Origin of the sequence: Halorubrum sp. Eb13, from assembly GCF_002252895.1 — an archaeon.
GTDB lineage: Archaea > Halobacteriota > Halobacteria > Halobacteriales > Haloferacaceae > Halorubrum.
On the sequence record NZ_NHPE01000062.1, the window covers coordinates 1 to 18874 of the forward strand.

The following is an 18874-nucleotide window of genomic DNA, read 5'->3' on the forward strand; positions in this document are numbered from 1 at the left end:
GGAAGTCGACGCTCGCGAAGTCCGTCCTCGGGCTGCTCGACGACAACGGCGAGGTCCGCCGAGGGAGCGTCCGGTTCGACGGGCGGGACCTGCTCGACCTCTCACCGGTCTGTTGTTCCATCGCCCGCTGGACCTCCTGCGAGGGGCTCACTTCGCGGACCTCGACGGCCTCGACGCGGATCCCCCACTCGTCGGTCGGCTCGTCTAACTCCTCGTTGATGCGGTCGTTGATCTGGTCGCGACGGGAGAGCGTGTCGTCGAGCTCCATGTCGCCGAGGACGGCCCGGAGCGTGGTCTGCGCGAGGTTCGAGACCGCCTTCTTGTAGTCGTCCACCTCGAGGAACGCCTTCTTCGCGTCCATCACTTTGATGTAGACGACCGCGTCCGCCGTCACCGGCGAGTTGTCCCGCGTGATCGCCTCCTGCTGCGGGACGTCGAGCGTCTGCGTCCGCATGTCGAACGCGTACGTCCGGGAGACGAACGGCGGAATGAGGTGGACGCCCGGCTGGAGGAGCTTCCGGTACTCGCCGAACACCGTGAGCGCCTCCTTTTCGTAGGCGTCGACGATCTCGACCGCGCTGACGACCGTGACCGCCGCCAGCAACACCGCGAGCGCTCCGACGCCGAAGACGAGGCTCTGGCTGAGGAGGGCGAAACCGACGAGGAGGGCGGCGCCGAGCGCCGTGTACTGCCAGACGGCGTCCGGGATACCGCCGACCGCGTCCTCTAGCTCGAGGGTCTCGCCGCGCGGACCTTGGGTTCCCATAACTTGAGTTACGGTTCGACGCTGTTAACGGTTCGCACGAGTCGGGCGCGGCAGCGGTGCCACGCCACGATGCCGTCTCCGAGAAACCGGTAACGCCGGCAACTGCGGGCGCAGTTAAATACGTGGCGGGCCCACGTCGATCCATGCCATCCGACGAGGACCAGCCCGACCGCGAGTTCCGCACCCGAAGCGTCCACGCCGGCTCCGACCCGGACCCGGCGACCGGCGCCCGGGCCACGCCCATCTACCAGACGACGTCCTACGAGTTCGAGGACGCCGACCACGCCGCCCGGCTGTTCGCGCTGGAGGAGGCCGGCAACGTCTACTCCCGGATCATGAACCCGACGAACGGCGCCCTCGAAGAGCGGCTCGCCTCCCTGGAGAACGGCGTCGGCGCGATCGCCACCGCTTCCGGGATGGCGTCGCTCGACCTGGCGACGTTCATGCTCGCGTCCGCGGGCGACAACATCGTCTCCTCGTCGGCGCTGTACGGCGGCACCTACACCTACCTCACCCACTCCGTCGAGCGGCGCGGGGTCTCGACGCGGTTCGTCGACCCGCTCGACTACGAGGGATACGCCGACGCCATCGACGAGGACACCGCCTACGTCCACATCGAAACCATCGGGAACCCCGCCCTCGTCACGCCGGACATCCAGCGGATCGCCGACATCGCCCACGAGCACGGCGCCCCGCTGTTCGTCGACAACACGTTCGCGACGCCGTCCCTCTGCCGCCCGCTCGACCACGGCGCTGACCTCGTCTGGGAGTCGACGACGAAGTGGCTCACCGGCAACGGCACCACCGTCGGCGGCGTCCTCGTCGACGGCGGCTCCTTCCCGTGGGGCGAGTACCCCGAGAAGTTCCCGGAGATCGCGCAGGACAACCCCGCGTACCACGGGATCAACTACGTCGACGCGTTCGGCGAGGCGGCGTTCACCTTCGCGGCGGTCACCCGCGGGCTGCGCGACTTGGGGAACCAGCAGTCGCCGTTCGACGCGTGGAACACGCTCCAGCAGACGGAGTCGCTTCCCCTCCGAATGGACCGCCACTGCGAGAACGCCGGCATCGTCGCGGAGTACCTCGACGAGCACGGGGACGTGGCGTGGGTGAACTACCCCGGACTGGAGAGCCACGAGACCCACGCGGAGGCGAGCGAGTACTTGGAGGGCGGCTACGGCGGCATGATCACCTTCGGGCTGGAGGGCGGCTACGAGGCCGCGAAGGGCACCGTCGAGAACGCCGACCTCGCGTCGCTGCTGGCGAACGTGGGCGACGCGAAGACGCTCGTCATCCACCCGGCGTCGACGACTCACCAGCAGTTGACCGAAGCAGAACAGGAGGACGCCGGCGTCACCGGTGACATGGTGCGGCTCTCCGTCGGCATCGAGGACCCCGCCGACATCGTCGCCGACCTCGAAGCGGCGATCGAGCGCGCGACGGCGTAACCGGCCGCGAGACGGCCGCCTTCGTTTATAAGTCGTCGGCGTCGAACTTCCAGAGCCCGACCAGCGGCGGCGCGACCGTCCAGAACACGAGCATCGACGCCGCCGATATCTGTCGGTTGACGGTCTCGCCCGCGAACAGCTGCCCGCCGAGGAACGCGTTCGACAGGATCTCGACGCCGGTCGTCGGGTTCGACACCCGGAGGAACGTCCGGACCTGCTCCGTCGACACCGGGAGCGGGTCGACGATCCCGCCGGCGGCGCCGAGGAACTGGCCGGTGACGGCACCCCACAGCAGCACGAACAGGACGTAGATCGAGACGCCGCCGATCAGGGCGCGCCGCTGGGTCGACGCGGCGGCCGAGCAGCCGACCGCGATCGCGACGAAGACGACCCCGAGCACCGCGGCGAAGACGGTGAACCCGAAGTACGAGCCGACGTTGAACGCCGCGATCCCCCCGGTCTGCGCGAGCACGGCCAGCACGGCGGCGGGGAGCAGGAACCCGACGAACACCGCGACCGACAGCGCGGCGCCGCGGCCGACGACCTTCCCGAAGACGACGTCGGCCCGCGAGTGCGGCAGCGAGAGGAGCAGCTTCAGGGAGCCGGACTCGCGCTCGCCGCTCACGGCGTTGTAGCCGATCACGACCGCGACGAGGGGGACGAGCGTCGTCACGAGGAACGGTCTGACGAAGAAGCGGAGGAGGAGCTCCGTCGCGAACTGCTCGCCCTGTCCCGTCGGCCTGATCACGAACGCGAAGACGGCGACGAGTAGCGAGAACAGCGCCACGAGAGCGATCATCCCCCGCGAGCGCACCGCGTCCTGGAAGTCCTTCTCCGCGATGGCGGCGAGGGTCATTCGGCCACCTCCTCGTCCGGAGCGACCGAGCCGGGCCGTCCGCCGTCGGATCCCGCCGCGTCGCCCTCAGCCGCGTCGCCCTCCGCCGCGTCGCCTTCCGCCGCGTCGCCTTCCGTGTACGCCAGGAACAGGTCTTCCAGCGACGCCTCCCGGGTGTGGAAGTCGGCGACGTCGACGCCGGCGTCCTCCAGCGCGGCGATGACGCGTGTCTTCGCGCCGTCGGCGCAGCTCACGACGAGCGCGTCGCCGTCGCGGTCGACGCGGCTGACGCCGTCGACCGCGTGGACCGCCTCGACTGCCGCGTCGCTCGCACCGCCCGTCCCGCTCGCGTCGCCGACCGATATCTCCAGCGTCTCCTCGCCGCCGACGGCCTCGCGGAGGCCCTCGACGGAGTCCTCGGCGACGAGCTCGCCGTCGCGGAGGATCCCGACGCGGTCGCAGACGGCGTCGACCTGTTCAAGGATGTGCGAGGAGAAGAAGACGGTCGCGCCGCGGTCGGCCTCGCGCTGGACGATCTCTCGCATCTCCTTCGCGCCCGCGGGGTCGAGCCCGGAGGAGGGCTCGTCGAGGACGAGCAGGTCGGGCTCGCCGACGAGCGCCATCGCGAGCGCGAGCCGCTGGCGCATCCCCTTCGAGTAGCCGCCGGCCTTCCGGTCGGCGTCGTCGAGCAGCCCCACGCGCTCTAACAGGGCGTCTGGGTCGTCGTCGGCCTCCTTCGATCGGACCGCGAACTCGACGTGCTTCCGCCCGGAGAGCCGGTCGTACACGGCGAACCCGTCCGGGAGCACCCCGGTCCGCCGCCGGATCGCGACCCCGTCGCCGGTGGCGTCGCGTCCGAGGACGCGCACCGTCCCCGCGGTCGGGCGGACGAGGTCGAGCAGCATGTCGATCGTCGTCGACTTGCCGGCGCCGTTCGGGCCGAGAAACCCGTACACCTCGCCCTCCTGTACGGTGAGGTCGAGGTCACGGACGGCCGTGACGTCGCCGAACTCCTTCCGCACGCCACGCAGCTCGATGGCGGTCATACACTCCCGTTCCCGCGTCTCGCGATAAAGGGTTGCGGGTCTCGTCGGCCAGGCAGCGGCGCGTAGCGGCGTCGCGAAGCCGAGCGGTGCAGCACGCGCCGAACGCCCGCGACGCTCGGACTCGGAAACCGAAAGTGATTGCTCAGTTGAAGTAAAAAAATAAACCTACATAATATGACTATTACTCGTACCTCACCGTCGACGCTTCGACGACGGATCGAACGCATTTAGAATTTGAGACTTTTAGGCCGACTCGGCGGGTAGAGTCCACAAATTTTAATTAATACTCTTCGGGAGGTCGATCGGGATGCTTCCCGTACCACTCCAGTCGACTGTTCAGTTCGCTCACAGTCCATTATTAACATTTATAATTAGTTTGATACTTGTCGTCGCGCTGCTCGTGTGGCTGGACCTCCCGGCGTTCATCGGGCTGATCATCTCGGCGTTCCTAGTCGGCGTGGTAAACACGATCTTCGTCGCGGACTTCACCGCCGCGGACGCCGGGAGTGAGGTCGCGACGGCGTTCGGGAACGGAATGGCTGGGATCGGGATACCGATCCTCATGGCGGCGGTCATCGGGAAGGGAATGCTGGAGAGCGGCGCGGCACAGCGGGTCGTTCGCGGGTTCCAGGGCGTACTCGGCGAGAGTAATTCCGATATCGCGCTGCTCGGGAGCAGTTCGGTGCTCGCGGTTCCGGTCTTCTTCGACAGCGTGTTCTACCTGATGGCGCCGCTCGCACGGTCGATGCGCGCCCGAGTCGGCCGCGACTACACCCTGTTCATCGTCGTCGTCGGCGCGGGGGCCGCGACGACGCACGTGTTCGTCCCGCCCACGCCCGGCCCGCTCGCGGTCGCCGACCAGATCGGAAGCAACCTGTTCACGACGATCGTCATCGGACTGGTGACCGCCATTCCGGCGGCGATCGTCTCCGGGCTCGTGTACGGACGCTGGATCAACAGCCGACTCGACATCCCGCTGCGTGACACGATGGCAACCTCGACGGAGGAGTTACAGGCGGTCGCGGACCGGCCGACCAGCGAGCTTCCGGGAATGCTCGAATCGCTGGCGCCGATCCTACTGGCGGTCCTGCTGATAGCGTCGTCGACGTTCGTTAACACGTTCCAGGAGGCGATTCCGGCCCTGGCCTCGGTACAGCCGATCACGGACTTCATCGGAAACAAGAACGTCGCGCTGACGGTCGCCGCGCTCGCGGCCGCGTACACGTTCTACCGCTACGACACCATGAGCCGGAGCGAGTGGAGCGACGAGCTCACCGAGGCCCTGAAAAGCGGCGGGAACATCGCCGCGATCACGGCGGCCGGCGGCGCGTTCGGCGCGCTGCTCGCGGCCTCCGGCATCGGTGACTACCTGGCCGGCGCGCTCCAAGAGGTGGGGGTCGGTCTGCTCGTCACGGCGTGGCTCATCGCCGCGATCGTGCGCATCGCACAGGGGTCGGCCACGGCCGCGATGCTCACCGCCGCCGGGATCATGGCGCCGCTTACCGGGCAGCTGACCGTCCACCCGGCCTACCTCGTGATGGTCATCGGCGCCGGCGGGAACATCTTCTCGTGGTTCAACGACTCCGGGTTCTGGCTCGTCAGCGAGATCGGGGGGCTCACCAAGACGGAGACGCTGAAGACTTGGACCGCGCTGACGACGATCATCTCGGTGACGGGGCTCGTCACCGTACTGATCGTCTCCGCGGTCCTCCCGCTGGCCTGACGCGGTCGACTCGGCGTCCGTTTTCCCGCCGACGCCGACCGGGTGACCCTCGGCGCTACCCGTCGTCCTCGGGCGGCCACGCGACCCCGCGCTCGGCGAGGAGGTCGGCGAAGGCGTCCTCGTCGAGCACGGGGACGCCCTCGGCGTCGGCGTCACTTCGCTTCGACCGCCCGGGGCTCTCGCCGGCGACGAGGTAGTCTGTGTTGCCCGACACGCTCGACGTGGCGTTCGCCCCGTGCGCCTCCACGTGCGCCTGCGCCTCGCTCCGCGTCGCCGACAGCGACCCGGTGAAGACGAACGTGAGCCCGTCGAGCGCGTCGCCGGCCTCGACCTCGACCGACTCGGGCTCGACGCCGCGCTCGCGGAGCCCCTCGATGGCCGCCCGATTCTCGTCGCTGTCGAGGAACGCCCGGATCGACTCGGCCACCTCGGGACCGACGTCGTCGACCTCGCGAAGCGCCGCCTCGTCGGCGTCGAGGACCGCGTCGAGGTCGCCGAACGCCGCCGCGAGCGCGCGGGCGGTCGTCGCGCCCACGTCCGGGATCCCGAGCCCGGCGAGGAAGTCGCCGAGCGGCGGCTCCTTCGTCGCCTCCAGCTCCGCGACGAGGTTCTCGGCGCTCGTCTCCCCCCACCCCTCCAGCGCGGCGAGCTCCTCGACGGTCAGGTCGTAGAGGTCCGGCAGCGACTCCACGAGCCCGGCCTCGCGGAGCTGCTCGACGCGCTCGGGACCCAGCCCCTCGACGTCGAGCGCGTCCCGCCGCGCCCAGTGTTCGACCGCCCGCTCCAGCTGCGCCGGGCAGCCGAGCCCGCCGGTGCAGAAGGCGAGCGGGCCGTCGCGCTCGACGGGGGCCTCGCAGACCGGACACGCCTCGGGGAACTCGTACGCGCCCTCGGAGCGCTTCTCGACGACCTCGGGGACGTACGGGATCACGTCGCCGGCGCGGTAGATCCGCACGCGGTCGCCGACGTTCACGCCGAGCGTCTCGATCTCGGCGGGGTTGTGGAGGGTCGCCCGCGAGACGGTGACGCCGCCGACGTCGACGGGGGCGAGCTCGGCGACGGGGGTGAGCCGGCCCGTCCGCCCGACCTGCACGGTGATACCCTCCACCGTCGTCGTCGCGGTTCGGGGCGGGAACTTGTACGCGAACGCCCAGCGCGGCGCCCGCGAGGTCGACCCGAGCGCCTCGCGGTGCGCCCGGTCGTCGGCCGCGATCACGACGCCGTCGATCTCGTAGTCGAGGTCGTCGCGCTCGGCCATGAGGCGCTCGCGGTAGTCGAGCGCGCCCTCGATGTCGCCGACGCGCTCGACCCGGTCGGCGCGGCGGAGCCCGAACGCGTCGAACGCGTCGAACTCGGCCCAATGGGTGTCGGGGCGCTCCGGCGGCTCGGCGTCGTCGCCCTCTGCCCCTTCCGCCGCCCCGTCGCCGGCCTCCCACGCCAACACGTCGAAGAAGAAGACGTCGAGCGGGCGCTCGGCGACGACCGCGGGGTCGAGCTGTCGGAGGGTCCCGGCCGCGGCGTTGCGGGGGTTCGCGAACGGTTCCTCGCCGCGTTCGATCCGCTCCTCGTTGTACGCGTCGAACGCGTCGCGGGGCATGTACACCTCGCCGCGGACCGCCAGCGTCCCCGGCGGGTCACCGCGGAGCCGGCCCGGAACCGAGCGGATCGTCCGCACCTGCTCGGTGACGTCGTCGCCCTCGAGGCCGTCGCCGCGAGTCGCGGCGCGGGCGTAGACGCCGTCCTCGTACACCACCTCGACGGAGAGGCCGTCGAACTTCGGCTCGCAGACGTACGCGACGTCGTCGGGGTCGAACCCCTCGGCGTCGAGCCCGCGCCGGACGCGCTCGTCGAACTCGCGGACCGCCTCCGCCTCCGTCGCGTTGTCGATGGAGCGCATCGGCGCGACGTGCTCGACGGTCTCCAGTTCGTCGAGCGGCTCGCCGCCGACGCGGCGGGTAGGCGAGCCGTCGGTCGGGAGGTCGAACGCGTCCTCCAGCTCTTTGAGCCGGGCGAACAGCCGGTCGTACGTCTCGTCGGAGACCAGCGGGTCCGCCTCGACGTAGTACCGGTGGTCGTGCTCCCGGACCGCCGCCCGGAGCAGGGAGGCCTGCTCGGCGGCGTCCTCGGTCGAGAGCTCCTCGACCGGCTCGAAGTCGGTCGGCGGCGACTCGACGTAGGGGTTCTCGTCCGGGTCCGCGTGCCGGGGCGACGACCCGGATTGCGCGCTCGTCATCGACCGATCCTTGCGGCGGCTCGGGTTAAAAGCGACCGTTCGCGGGCGATCGGACTCCAGTCGATCGCCCCCGGTCGCGGTCCGGTCCCCGCCCTACGCGACCCGGTCGCCGGCGGCGAACACCGCCGCCGGCTCCCGCCACGCCTCGACGTCTTCGGTCGGGTCCGCGTCGAGGAGGACGAGGTCGGCGCGGTACCCGGCCTCGACGCGGCCGACGTCGTCGAGCCCGAGCAGGTCGGCGGCGTTGACGGTGGCGGCCTCCAGCGCCGCCTCCGGGGAGAGGCCGTAGTCGACCATGTACGCCAGCTCTTGGGGAATGTCCTCGAAGAAATTGAACGGCGTGCCCGCGTCGGTGCCCATCGCGATCGGCACGTCGGCGTCGAGCGCGTGGTCCCACGCGTCGTCGAAGCGGTCGGCGGCGTCCTCGGCCTTCGCCACGGCGTCCTCGGGGATCCCGGCCTCGATCCCGTTGTCGACGATGCCGCGGAGCGCGCTCGCGGTCGGCACCCAGTAGGTGCCCCGGTCGGCCATCATTTCGGCGGCCTCACGGTCCATGAAGGTGCCGTGTTCGACGCTCGTGATCCCGGCCTCGACGGCGTTCTTGATCCCCGCTTCGCCGTGGGCGTGGGCCGCGGTCGGCGTGTCGGTCGGCGCGGCCGCGTCGGTGAACGCCGCCAGCTCCTCGGGCGTCAGCTCGGGGGCGCCCGTCACCGCGCCCTCGGTGAGGACGCCGCCGGTCGCCATGCACTTGAGCACGTCCGCGCCCGCCTTCAGCTGCTCGCGGGCCGCCTTCCGGACCTCCGCCGGCCCGTCGGCCTCGCGCCCGAACCAGTTGCCGTGGCCGCCCGTCATGATCACGTTGCGACCGCACGCGAGCACCCGCGCGCCGTCGAGTTCGCCCTCGGCGACCGCCTCGCCCGCGTCGAGCGCGAGCGTTCCTCTGCTCCCGAGGTCGCGGACCGTCGTGACTCCGGCCTCGACCGCCGCCCGCAGGTTGCTCGCGGCGCGGTAGCTCGCGGCGTAGTCGCTCTCCGACACCGCGGTCGAGACGTCCGGGCGGCCGTCCATCATCACGTGGACGTGCGCGTCGATCAGCCCGGGCGCGACGGTCTTCCGGGCGGCGTCGATCTCCTCGTCGACGTCACCCGCGTCGTCGACGTCGTCGCCGACCGCGACGATCTCGCCGTCCGCGATTGCCACGTCTGCCTCGCGACTCCCCGCCGCGTCGGCGACCCGTCCGCCTCGGAGTACGTACATACCATATGGGGGACCGTTCGACGGGTAAACGCTCGGGTCGCGGTAGTCCGGAATTTACACTTGTTATCGTGTCACACACCATCAGTAATAAACCGACGGTCAAAGTCTCCGCACCCATGCCAACTCCTGACAACCCGGACCGTGGCGGCGGACTGTACGCGCGACGGATCGGCGAGCCGACCACGAGCGACGAGGTGAACGGTTACTGGCTGTTCGGGGTCGGCGTGCTGCTCGGGCTCGCCGGCGTCGCGCTGTTCTTCGTCACCGAGTCGGCGACGACGACCCGCGGCATCGCGTACGCGCTGACCGCGCTGGCGCCGCCGTTCGTCATGCTCGGGGCGGTGATACGCTTCCCGCTACGCCGGACCGGAACGTACCTCGGCTACCTCGGGACGGCGGTGAGCGTCCTCGGCGTCGTGTGGTTCGTGAACATCTTCCCCGATGGGTGGTTCACCGCCTCCGGCGATTCGACCGTGATCACGCTGTACGGGGTCGGGCTGCTCCTCATCGGGCTCGCGGGGACGGTCGTCCCGCTGCTCTCCGATCCGGTGTACGAGGACTACGAGCAGATGCGCGACGAGACGGCCGCCGCGACGGCGGAGCGCGACGAGACGAGCGCCGAACTGGAGGCCACCCGCGAGGAGCTCTCGTCGACGGAGGCTGACTTGGCGTCGGTCCGCGACGAACTGGCGTCGACGCGAGAGGAGTTGGCCGCCGCCGAGGAGCGCGCGGAGGACCTCGACGCGGAGGTCGCGGTCGCGCGCGACGAGGCGGCGTCGCTCCGCGAGAGCAAGGCCCGCTTCGAGCTGTTCACGGACGCGGGCGGGAAGCCGCGCTGGCGGCTCCGACACCGCAACGGGAACGTGATCGCGACGTCGGGCCAGGGGTACAGCAGCCGCGGGAAGGCACAGCAGGGGCTCCACAGCGTCCGGCGGAACGCGCGCGGCGCCGGGCTCCTCCGGATCGAGACGCCGGTCGAGGAGGCGGAGGCCGTCGCGGCCGACGACGGGCCGGAACCCGAGGACGCCGACGAGCCGGCCGTGGCGGTTCCGAGCGAGGACGAGGGGATCGAGAGCGCGGCGACGTTCGAGCTGTTCGAGGACGCGGGCGGGGAGTGGCGCTGGCGGCTCCGGCACCGCAACGGGAACATCGTGGCCGACTCCGGCCAGGGGTACGCCTCCCGGTCGAACGCGGTCGAGGCCGTCACGAACCTGAAGACGAACGCTCCGGGCGCCGGCGAGGAGACGGTCGCGTAGCGGTCGCCGGCCGAGCCGTTTTTTTTCAGCCGTTCAGGACGCCGCGAGCAGCTTCAGCCGCAGCTCGCGCTCGTCGACTTCGTACTTGAACGCCGGGTGCCCGTCGACCATCACGTAGGGGACGCGTTCGCCGTACTCGTCGGCGAGTTCGGGGTCCTCGTCGACGTCGACCATCTCGAGGTCGATCGCCACGTCGAGCCCGGCGGCGGTCTCCTCGATCGTCTCCCGCGCGGCGTCACAAAGGGCGCAGTCCTCGCGGGTGTACACCGTGACCGGGACCGACGCGTCCGTATCGCTCATGCGAGCCGGTAGTGTCGTCGACGACGAGTCGCTTTCGGTCGCCGATCGGCGCCGCCGCGCGTCGGTGGACGCGACGCGGACTCGGTCCGCCTCAGAACACGTCGGGGTCGTCGCCGATCTGTCGCCGCCCGCTGATGATGCTCGGGGTGCCGCCCGTCTGGATGATGTTGAACGCGGTCATCAGGTCCGAGCGGGAGATGATCCCGACGAGCCGCTCCTGGCGGTCGACGACGGGCAGACGGCCGACGCCGTTCTCCTGCATCGTCTGGAGGGCGGTCATCGCGTCGGTCTCCGGGCCGACGGCGACGACGTTCGTCGCCATCACGTCGCCGACGGTGTACGCGTCGCGCTCCACCTCCCGGACCGACCGCGCGTCTTCCAGGGTCACCATCCCGACGAGGCTCTCGCCGCGGAGCACGGGGTACCCCGTGTGCCGCTCCTCGAACATCCGGCTCATCAGCTCGGCGACCGAGGTGTTCTCGCGCACGGTGTGGAGGTCCTCGCGGCCGGTCATCACGTCGCCGACGGTGACGTCCTCGAAGGCGGCCTTCAGCGTGGTCTGCTGGGCCTCGCCGGAGGCGGCGATGTAGATGAAGAAGGCGAGGACGATCAACAGCAGCTGGAAGTTGAACAGCCCGATGAGCCCCATGACGAACGCGAACGCCTTTCCGACCGCGGCGGCGCGCTGGGTCGCCTGCGCGTGCGGCTGGTTCCGGGCCAGGAGCGCGCGGAGGACGCGCCCGCCGTCCATCGGGAACGCCGGAAGCATGTTGAAGACGGCGAGCACCACGTTCAACAGCGCGAGGTAGCCGAACACGAACAACACCGCGTTCGACCCGACCGGCGCCAGGACGAACACGGCGTAACAGCCGGCGCCGACCGCGATGCTGACGACCGGCCCCGCGATCGCGATCCAGAACTCGTGTTTCCAGTCCTCGGGGAACTCGCTGAAGCTGGCGAGCCCGCCGAGCAGCCACAGCGTGATCGATTCGATCTCGTAGCCGTACCGCATGGCGACGATCGAGTGGCCGAACTCGTGGAGGAGGACGCCGGCGAACAGCCCGACCGCCGCCGCCAGCCCGAGGGCCCACGGCGTGAGCCCCCCGGCGAGCGCGGCCGGGTCGATGCCGGCGCCGAGCGACTCGTTCATCACGTCGGCGATCATCTCGATCTGCGAGCCGATGAGGTAGGCGAACAGCGGCAACACGATCAGGAACGTCCAGTTGAGCCTGACCGGGATCCCCAGCGCCGTCCCGATCTTGAGTCCACGCATGCCTCCGAATACGTCGGGTGGGAGGTTAAACGTCCTGACGCCGACGCTCCCGAGAACCCGCGACGGTGACTCGGCCCGACCGACGCCGACGCGCGCCGCCGTCGTTTATAAACACCTTGCCGCCGATCGGTCGGTATGGGAGACTCCACTGACGCAGCGGCGAGCGCATCGGACGCGGTCCTGAAACGCGGCGACGAGGTCGGGTACGAGGCGGTCGACGCCGCGGACGGGCTCCGGAAGGGCGTGCTCTTAGACGAGTCGGACGGCGCCCCGCACTTCGCGATGCGGCGGTTCGAGATCGCGCCCGGCGCCGCGGTCCCGCGTCACACGAACGCGGTCGAACACGAGCAGTACGTGCTCGCCGGCGAGTACGTGGTCGGGATCGGCGAGACGGAGCACGCCGTTTCTCCGGGTGACGCGCTCCTCATCCCGGCCGGCGTCGAGCACTGGTACCGGAACGACGGCGACGAGACGGGGGCGTTCATCTGCGCGGTGCCGAACGGCGACGACGCGATCGAACTCGTCGAGTGACCCGTCGCTCCCTCGCCGCTCACTCGATCGTCCCGACCCGGTCGGCGACGTAGCCGAACTGGTCGCGGTAGCCGTACGGCGACAGCAACACGGGATAGAAGGGCTCGTCGGCGCGGAGCTGCTCGTCGCCGGCGGCCGCGAAGGCCTCGCCGACCTCGACGCGCTCGAAGTTGCGCGCGAACACCTCGTACCGCTCGGCGTCCGGCTTCGGGATCCGGTCGCGGAGCCGGAACACCTCGACGTCGTCGCGGCCGCCCGCGTCGACCACGTCTTCGGCCCCCGGCGCCGGGAGCGCCCCGGTGGCGGCCAGGAACGCCCGCGTCAGCCAGTAGGCGTTGTCCGCGGCCCCGTCGGACCCCTGCAGGCCGGCCTCCACCTCGAGCGTGTGCGGGTGCTCGATGAGCCGGCCCTCGGTGAAGGCGTCGGTCTCGATGACGACGTCGACAGGGAGGTGCGGAGCGACCGCGCGGGTGACCTCGTCCATCGAGTCGATCACCGCGAACGGCTCCGCGGACGACTGCGTCGAGTGGATCGCGAGGGTGGTACACCCCTCGACCTCGGGGAGGAGCTCGGCGGCCAGTCGCTCCTCGTGGGCGGCCGACTCCGGGTCGCCGGGGAACGCCCGGTTGAGGTCGGCGTCGAGGTAGCGCACACCGGCGTCGAGCGCCGCCTCGTTGGCGACGATCAGGCGCACGGGGCGCTCGACGTCGACGTCGCTGTCGAGGAGCCGTCGGACCGCGCGGGCGCCGCAGGGCTCGTCGCCGTGGATCGCGCCGACGACCGCGACCTCGGGCTCGCCCTCGCCCAGTTCGTACACGTCCATACCCGTCGGACGCGCTCGGCGGGTAAGTCGCGTTCGGATCGCCGCCGCGCTCGGACGGCTCGTCACCCCTCGTCGACGCCCCTCAGCCTCCCTCGTCGGCGCCCCTCAGTGCGCCTCGTCGACCCGCTCGGCGTACTCGTAGTCCGCCGGGTACGCCTCCGGGCGGGCGTCGTCCAGCGAGATCTTCCAGCCGTCGAGCGCGGCCGGATCGTCGAGCGCGGCCCGGAGCGTCGCGCGCACCTCGGCGACGTCGACGCCGTAGAAGTCGTCCGGGACGCCGCGGAGGTACTGCAGGGCGGTCTCGAACAGCGACCGCATCCCGTCGTCGTTCTCGAAGTCGACGTGCTTGTACGCGCCCGCGGCGACCTGCACCATCCCGTGGAGGAAGGCGCTCTCCGTCGTCCCGCTCCCGTAGTTGTACCACTCGTCCTCGAAGCAGTCGTGCGACTCGTGGTACGCGCCGGCGTTGAACAGTCTGACGCCGTGTTCGGTCGCCCGGCGGAGCGTGGCATGCTCCCAGTGGCCGCCGGCGACCCGGGCGTCGCCGGCGGGGTCGGCGTCCGCGTCGCCGTCGCCCGACCGGTCCGCCTCGTCGCCGCCCGCGTGCCACCCGGTCGGGTTCCCGAGCGGCGGAGCGACGCCGGGGTCCCGGGTGTGTTCGTCCATGCGAACGCCTCTCGGGCCCAACGACGTAACCGTTTCGCGGCCCGGGCCGCGCCCGACCGCGCGCGCGACGCGGCCGGGATCGAACGCCTCTTTCCTGCGGCCGACGTCGAACCGGTCGATGGACTTCGGGCTCCTCTCCGCGATCGGGGCCGCATTCGTGTGGGGGAGCTACATATTCGTGTTGAAGCGCTCGTTTTCGGGGTATCCGCCCGCCGGGCTCACGGTGCTGATAAACGCGGCGGCGATCGCGTGGTTCCTCCCGGTGACCGTCGCGACGAACGACCTCGGCGGGGCGGCGATCGCGAGCGACCCGCCCGCCGCGCCCGGGCGGATCGCCCGGTCGATGGCGGCGGTCGACCCAGCGGCGGTCGCCGTCGTCGCCGGGACCGCGGCGGCGACCGCGGCCGCGTTCGTGCTCTTCCTCCGGGCGATCGCTCTCGGCGACGTCTCCTACGTGACCCCGATCAACAAGGTCGTCCCGATGTTCGTGCTCCCGCTGGAGGTGCTGCTGCTCGGCGAGGTGCTCGCGCCGATCCAGGTCGCGGGCGTCGTCGTCGCCACGGCGGCCGTCTACGTGGCGAACTACGAGCCCGGGAGCCTGCTCGCGCCGCTGGTCGGCGCCGTCCACTCTCGGCCCGCTCAGCTCGCCCTGGTGAGCGCGGCGTGTTACGCCCTCGCCGACCTCGGGAAGCGCGTGGCCCTCCAGGAGCTCGCGATCCCCGGGACGCTGTGGGTGCCGCTGCTCCTCGCGGGGGCCGGGCTAGTGCTGCTCCCCGCCGCGATCCGGAATCCGCCCGCCGTGACCCGCCGCGACGCGCCGAAGTTCCTCGCGGCCGGCGCGCTCGTCGCGCTCGGCGAGCACCTGACCACCGTCGCGTTCGCGTCGCTCCCCGCGAGCGTCGCCTCGCCCGTGATCAACACGCAGGCGATTATCGCCGTCGTGCTCGGCGGGATCCTCCTCGGCGAGCGTTACTTCCGCGTCCGCCTCGTCGCCGCACTCCTCGCGGTCGTCGGCGTCTCGATGATCGCGCTGTGAGGGCGCGGCGAGTCCGCCCGTCCGACGCCGAATATATTATCATTAGATAATTGGGGTATATTTAAAAATTTAATATCTGATAAATAAAATAAGCGGTCGCATGCCACACGATACCTCACGGCGGAGCGTGCTCAAAGCGATCGGGGGGGCCGCGACCGTGCTCGGCATCGTCGGCACCGCCGCGGGGCGGGGCAACGCGCCCATCCCGCGGTTCGCCGCGTTCAACGTCGAAAACTTCGAGACGGGCCAGGTACAGGAGAAGGGCGACGAACAGGCGGCGGCCGCCGCCCGCGTGATACAGGAGATCGACCCGGACGTGCTCGTCGTCAACGAGCTCGCGAACAACGTTCAGGAGGCGACGGTCGACGACTCCGTCCCCACGGATCAGACCAACGTCGAGGCGTTCGTCGACAACTACCTCAGCGAGCCGCAGAGGAAGAACCTGGAGGGGATCAAGTACGAGTACACCCTTCAGCCCGAGAGCAACACCGGACTCCTCTCGGAGGACGACTACGACTTCAACAAGGACGGCGTCGCCGGCGAGCGTCCCGGCGACGCCTTCGGATTCGGGGTCTATCCCGGCCAGTACGCGTTCGGCATCGCGAGCAGGTACCCGTTCGACGAGGACGCGATCCGGTCGTTCCAGGAGTTCCTGTGGGCGGACATGCCCGACAACCTGATCCCGCTCGCGGACGACGACGGTGTCGACACCTCGGAAGGGAATATCTACCTGACCGAGGCGGAGCTTGGCGCCTTCCGGCTCTCCTCGAAGACGCACATCGACGTGCCGTTCGACGTCGACGGCGACACCGTCCACGGCCTGTTCTCACACCCGACGCCGACCGGCTTCGACGGAGCCAACAACTTCAACGGTCGCTGGAACCACGACGAGAACCGGTTCTGGGCGGACTACGTCTCCGGCGCGGACTACATCTACGACGACTCCGGAACGGAGGGCGGGCTTAGCGACGACGCCTCATACGTTCTCCTCGGCGACATGAACGCCGGCCCCGGCGACGAGCCGCTCGACCCGGCGACGAAGTACTTCATCGAGAACGACGACTTCGACAGCCGCAGCCTTCCCACCAGCCCCGGCGGGGCACAGAAGGGCGACCCGGACGCGACGGCGGACTTCGGCGAGTTCGGCATCGCCCACGTCGACTGGGTGCTTCCCTCGCCGGATCTCTCCCTGCGTTCGTCTTCTGTCGTCTGGCCGAGCGCGAACGCGAACAAGCGCGGGCTCTCGGACGACGTGACCGCCGCCTCCGACCACCGTCTCGTGTGGGCGGACGTCGCTCCGGAGTAACGGGTCCCGCGAGCGCGTCCCCCGCGGGTCGCCGGCGCGGAAATCGGTGGTTTAAATCTCCGCGGGGGCGTCGGTCCGCCTGCGTGCGAGGGTAGCCAAGCCCGGAAACGGCGGCGGACTCAAGATCCGCTCCTGTAGAGGTCCGTGGGTTCAAATCCCTCCCCTCGCATGAGCGCGTCCACAACGCGCGAATGCACAAGGGGGGAAGATTTGAATCAGGGAGCGCCTCTGGCGCGACCGTGGTTCAAATCCCTCCCCCCGCATCGCCGGGGTCCACCCCCGTGATGCGGAAGACGCTCTCGGAGCGCTCTTCCCTCGCAAAATCTCACACTCGAACCGACGAGCCGCGGGAAGGTCACTTCGTCGTCTTATGCCCTTTACGCACCGGTTTGCCGACGGTCCGCCAGCGCGAGCCCGGCGAAGACGACGACGGCCAGCTGGACGCCGACGCCGACGGCGGAGCCGACCCCGGCGACCGCGTTCGTGAGGACGCGGTTCGGATCGAGGACGACCAGCAGGGCGGCGCTCGCGACGAGGTACGCGACCGCGGCGACGACGCCCGTCGCCAGCGCGGTCGCCCCGTCGCCGTCGGTCGACGCCCGGCGACTCCCGACCGCGACGGCGACGCCGAGCAGGAGGCCGTAGATCAAGAGGAACGAGACGAAGCGCCCGCCGAGCGTGTACAGCGCGATGCGCTCCGCCGACGGACTCGGTATCGACGACCCGACGAGCAGGGGCGGGAGGCGACGCGTCACGGCGGTCGCGACCGCGGCGACCGCCGCGACCGCGGGGGGTATCGGGGACAAGCTCATGACGGCGAGCGGTGCGGCCGCGAGCCACGAGTGCTTTTCGCCGCGGGATCGGTTCCCGCGCGCCGCCCTGCCGCCCGCGTCCGAGCGCCATGCCTTTTTATCCTCACCCGCGAACCGGACCCCATGACCGAACGGACGCGACGCGACTGGCTCCGCGTCGCCGGCGGCGTCGGCGTCGCGGGCCTCGCGGGGTGTAGCGCGCTCGGCGGCGACCCGTCGGGCGACGGCGACGACGGGGACTCCGACTTCGAGGGCGTCGACCTCCCGCTGGCCCTCGACGACCGGCGGCAGTCGCCCGACGGGCTCGCCTCGCAGTTCCGACAGGGGCTCCGGAACCACGGCCACATCGACGCGACGGTTCCGGAGACCGTGGAGGTGCGGTGGGCGGTGCCGGCGAACCGCGGCGACCACACCGCCTCGAAGGGAAGCCCGATGCTGGCGCCGCCGGGCGACGTCCTCGTCGCCGACGACACGGGCCGCGTCCAGTCGATCGCGACCGACGGGGAGCCGAACTGGTCGACCTCGATCTCCGACGACGCCCGCGGGAGCCACGGCACTCCCGCGATCGCGGACGGCACGGCGTACGTGGGGACCTACGACGGCGTCGTCTCCGCGGTGTCGGTCGCGGACGGCGAGATCCTGTGGCAGACCGACGTCGGCGACGCGGCCGCCGCCAGCCCGACCTACCACGAGGGGCGGCTGTACGTCGCCGTCGAGTACGCGACGCCGAGCGGGACGGTCGTCGTCATGGACGCCGAGACCGGCGACGTGGAGTGGCGCGACGACCGGCCGACAGACCACCCGCACTCGACGGTCGCCGTCGACTTGGAGCGCGACCGCTTCCTCTTCGGCTCGAACGACGGTCACGTCTACGCGTGGTCGGTCTCCGACCGGGAGCGGGCCTGGACCTACGACACCGGCGGCGACGTCAAGGCGCCGATCGCGGTCAGTCGCGGGATCGCGGTGGTCCCGTCGTGGGCGGAGACGGTCACCGCCGTCGACGTCGCCGACGGCACGGGGCTCTGGGAGTTCGAGACCGACGACATGGTCATGTGCGCGCCCGCGGTTCACGACGGGACGGTCTACGTGGGGAGCCACGACGGCAACGTGTACGCGATCGACCTCGCGACCGGCGAGGAGGAGTGGTCCAGCCCGGTGAACGGCTGGGCGACGGGCAGCGTGACCGCGACGAACGAACACGTGCTCGCCGGCTCCTACGACGCGCACCTCTACGCGCTCGACCGCGCGGACGGCTCGGTGACGTGGGCCGTCGAGGGGAAGGGCGACGTCACCAGCGCACCGCTCGTCACTGACGACGCGGTCTACTACGCCGAGCGCGCCCCGGAGGACTCCGACGAGGCCGGGATGTGCTACAAGCTCGCCGCGCCGGAGTAGCGCGGTCGGCGCCCCGCCTCGGCTCCACGGTCGACTTCCGACGGCGACCCGTCTGGGACTCGCCGCCGACTTCCGACGGCGACCGGCGGTGTGCCGCGTAACGTCACGAACGTCCACTTGAAACGGAGGGTCCGAAACGGTTTTGCCGGCCCCTGACGGACGGTCGAT

At 70.5% G+C, this 18874-nt stretch carries 16 protein-coding genes, 1 tRNA gene and 1 pseudogene; 8 read left to right on the plus strand and 10 right to left on the minus strand.

From position 1 onward, the window contains the following. Positions 1-766 (minus strand): SPFH domain-containing protein (locus DJ75_RS06840; protein WP_254921891.1); only part of this gene is annotated, 766 nt, incomplete at its 3' end. A gap of 143 nt (positions 767-909) precedes the next feature. On the opposite strand from DJ75_RS06840, the gene DJ75_RS06845 reads away from it, so the two are divergent. After that, positions 910-2214: an O-acetylhomoserine aminocarboxypropyltransferase/cysteine synthase family protein gene (locus tag DJ75_RS06845; RefSeq protein WP_094523770.1), complete on the plus strand. Its 1305-nt coding sequence runs from the start codon at positions 910-912 to the stop codon at positions 2212-2214. Positions 2215-2239: 25 nt separating this feature from the next. On the opposite strand, the gene DJ75_RS06850 is transcribed toward DJ75_RS06845, so the two are convergent. Together DJ75_RS06850 and DJ75_RS06855 are read right to left on the minus strand one after the other, a co-directional pair. After that, positions 2240-3070, minus strand: coding sequence for an ABC transporter permease (locus DJ75_RS06850; protein WP_094523771.1), 831 nt, complete (start codon positions 3068-3070; stop codon positions 2240-2242). After that, positions 3067-4095, minus strand: a complete 1029-nt coding sequence (locus DJ75_RS06855; RefSeq protein ID WP_254921635.1) for an ABC transporter ATP-binding protein — start codon at positions 4093-4095, stop codon at positions 3067-3069. The genes DJ75_RS06850 and DJ75_RS06855 overlap by 4 nt, the downstream gene beginning before the upstream one ends. 307 nt (positions 4096-4402) lie before the next feature. On the opposite strand from DJ75_RS06855, the gene DJ75_RS06860 reads away from it, so the two are divergent. Then, positions 4403-5818: a GntP family permease gene (locus DJ75_RS06860; RefSeq protein WP_094523772.1), complete on the plus strand. Its 1416-nt coding sequence runs from the start codon at positions 4403-4405 to the stop codon at positions 5816-5818. A 55-nt stretch (positions 5819-5873) separates the two neighbouring features. On the opposite strand, the gene ligA is transcribed toward DJ75_RS06860, so the two are convergent. After that, positions 5874-8051: an NAD-dependent DNA ligase LigA gene (ligA, locus tag DJ75_RS06865; RefSeq protein ID WP_094523773.1), complete on the minus strand. Its 2178-nt coding sequence runs from the start codon at positions 8049-8051 to the stop codon at positions 5874-5876. 93 nt (positions 8052-8144) lie between these two features. Beyond that, entirely contained in the window at positions 8145-9308 is a 1164-nt protein-coding gene (locus DJ75_RS06870) for an amidohydrolase family protein (protein WP_094523774.1), read from the minus strand. 116 nt (positions 9309-9424) lie between these two features. Here DJ75_RS06870 and DJ75_RS06875 point away from each other — a divergent pair. Next, positions 9425-10543 (plus strand): annotated as a pseudogene (locus DJ75_RS06875) (DUF1508 domain-containing protein); the annotation flags it as partial. 54 nt (positions 10544-10597) lie between these two features. Here the strand turns inward: DJ75_RS06875 and DJ75_RS06880 are convergent. Both DJ75_RS06880 and DJ75_RS06885 read right to left on the minus strand, forming a co-directional pair. Beyond that, the gene (locus tag DJ75_RS06880) at positions 10598-10864 is read right to left on the minus strand and encodes a glutaredoxin family protein (protein ID WP_094523776.1); all 267 of its coding nucleotides are present in this window, start codon (positions 10862-10864) and stop codon (positions 10598-10600) included. Between the two features lie 91 nt (positions 10865-10955). After that, on the minus strand, positions 10956-12137 hold the full coding sequence (locus DJ75_RS06885) for a M50 family metallopeptidase (protein WP_094523777.1): 1182 nt from the start codon (positions 12135-12137) through the stop codon (positions 10956-10958). 135 nt (positions 12138-12272) lie between these two features. Here DJ75_RS06885 and DJ75_RS06890 point away from each other — a divergent pair, with 135 nt between their 5' ends. Further along, the gene (locus tag DJ75_RS06890; RefSeq protein WP_094523778.1) at positions 12273-12668 is read left to right on the plus strand and encodes a cupin domain-containing protein; all 396 of its coding nucleotides are present in this window, start codon (positions 12273-12275) and stop codon (positions 12666-12668) included. Positions 12669-12687: 19 nt separating this feature from the next. Here DJ75_RS06890 and DJ75_RS06895 read toward each other — a convergent pair whose 3' ends face one another. Both DJ75_RS06895 and DJ75_RS06900 read right to left on the minus strand, forming a co-directional pair. Further along, entirely contained in the window at positions 12688-13491 is an 804-nt protein-coding gene (locus DJ75_RS06895; RefSeq protein ID WP_094523779.1) for a succinylglutamate desuccinylase/aspartoacylase family protein, read from the minus strand. A 105-nt stretch (positions 13492-13596) separates the two neighbouring features. Continuing rightward, positions 13597-14157: a DUF309 domain-containing protein gene (locus tag DJ75_RS06900; protein ID WP_094523780.1), complete on the minus strand. Its 561-nt coding sequence runs from the start codon at positions 14155-14157 to the stop codon at positions 13597-13599. A 118-nt stretch (positions 14158-14275) separates the two neighbouring features. Here DJ75_RS06900 and DJ75_RS06905 point away from each other — a divergent pair, with 118 nt between their 5' ends. The 3 genes from DJ75_RS06905 to DJ75_RS06915 all read left to right on the plus strand — a co-directional run bounded on the left by DJ75_RS06905 (position 14276) and on the right by DJ75_RS06915 (position 16668). Continuing rightward, the gene (locus DJ75_RS06905; RefSeq protein ID WP_094523781.1) at positions 14276-15193 is read left to right on the plus strand and encodes an EamA family transporter; all 918 of its coding nucleotides are present in this window, start codon (positions 14276-14278) and stop codon (positions 15191-15193) included. Positions 15194-15293: 100 nt separating this feature from the next. Continuing rightward, on the plus strand, positions 15294-16499 hold the full coding sequence (locus tag DJ75_RS06910) for an endonuclease/exonuclease/phosphatase family protein (protein ID WP_094523782.1): 1206 nt from the start codon (positions 15294-15296) through the stop codon (positions 16497-16499). Between the two features lie 85 nt (positions 16500-16584). Further along, a tRNA-Leu gene (locus DJ75_RS06915) sits at positions 16585-16668 on the plus strand. A gap of 208 nt (positions 16669-16876) precedes the next feature. On the opposite strand, the gene DJ75_RS06920 is transcribed toward DJ75_RS06915, so the two are convergent. After that, positions 16877-17311 (minus strand): hypothetical protein, encoded by a 435-nt coding sequence (locus DJ75_RS06920; protein ID WP_094523783.1) that lies wholly within the window; start codon positions 17309-17311, stop codon positions 16877-16879. 123 nt (positions 17312-17434) lie between these two features. On the opposite strand from DJ75_RS06920, the gene DJ75_RS06925 reads away from it, so the two are divergent. Continuing rightward, positions 17435-18706, plus strand: a complete 1272-nt coding sequence (locus DJ75_RS06925; protein WP_094523784.1) for a PQQ-binding-like beta-propeller repeat protein — start codon at positions 17435-17437, stop codon at positions 18704-18706. The last annotated feature ends 168 nt before the right edge of the window (positions 18707-18874 follow it).